The organism is Azospirillum sp. B4, assembly GCF_000333275.1.
Lineage (GTDB): Bacteria > Pseudomonadota > Alphaproteobacteria > Azospirillales > Azospirillaceae > Nitrospirillum.
In genome coordinates this window covers 1-1,029 of the sequence record NZ_BACU01000639.1, presented here as the reverse complement: position 1 = coordinate 1,029, position 1,029 = coordinate 1, and the positions used below count along the sequence as shown (strand labels likewise).

Annotated in this window: 1 protein-coding gene; it reads right to left on the bottom strand. The window is 66.0% G+C overall.

What is annotated here, in order from left to right:
- On the bottom strand, positions 1–660 hold a 660-nt coding region (locus I55_RS28855; protein ID WP_044564181.1), incomplete at its 3' end, for a glucokinase.
- Positions 661–1,029 lie beyond the last annotated feature (369 nt).

The window sequence follows — 1,029 nt, the reverse complement described above, 5'->3', positions numbered from 1 at the left end:
AGCCAGGCACACGGCCTCATACAGTTTCACCAGGCCGGGCCCGGACAGGACGCGTTCCGCCGACACGTGGTCGAACTGCTTGCGCAGTACGGCCAGGATGGCCGATTCCCGGTCGTTCACCGGGGCCATGGTGACGTGGCCGCCCTCGGTCGCCAGCGCGGTCCAGCCCGGCTGGCCATCGCTGCGCTTGCGCGGGATCAGGGAAGAGACGCCCAGGCCGCTGCCCGGCCCCAGAACGGCGATGGGGGCGCCCGCGACGGGCGCGCCATCACCCACCTGCACCCGGTCGTCGGTGTTCAGGACGGGAATGGACAGGGCCACGGCGGTGAAGTCGTTCACCACCTCCAACCGGTCCAGAGACAGCGAGCGGCGCACGCCCTCAATGGAGAATTCCCACGGCAGGTTGGTCATGCGGATGCGGTCGCCGGTCACGGGGCCGGCCAGGGCGATGGCGGCCTGCTTGGGCCGGGCGCCCGGCGCCTCCAGCGCCAGGTAGGCCTCCGCCGCCGCTTCCAGCGAGGGGTAGTCGGCGCAGGGCAGGATGCGGACACCGGAAATGGTGGCGGCATGCGCGTCATGCGGCGCCGTGTCCGGGGATTCGGCGAGGGCGAACCGGGCATTGGTGCCGCCGATGTCCGCCAAAAGCGAGAGGCCCTGCATAGGTGATCGCCTTCCTTGTCCGTTTCCTTCCCGACCCCTGACCCCGCCGGCTTCGTGGCGGCCGCCGGGGTTGCGTACCCTATTATACGGATAGGGGACGCGCGTGAACGGAAACCCGCCAGCGCGCGCTTTTAGCCACCGACTTAGAGCGTGGTGGAGACAGCGCTGTCAATATCATTGGTGTAGGAAAATGGCGATCGGGGCACCCCGGTCGATGTAACGCAATTACACGATTTTCTCTGAAATCAATGTGTTGCGCCGCACAACGGTTGAGGTAAGCCGATTCTCATCGGCCATAGGCAGTGCCCTGAATAATCAAGATTCTTCGGGCATGGTGCATTTTCCTCTTGATCAAGTGGGGTCGATCGG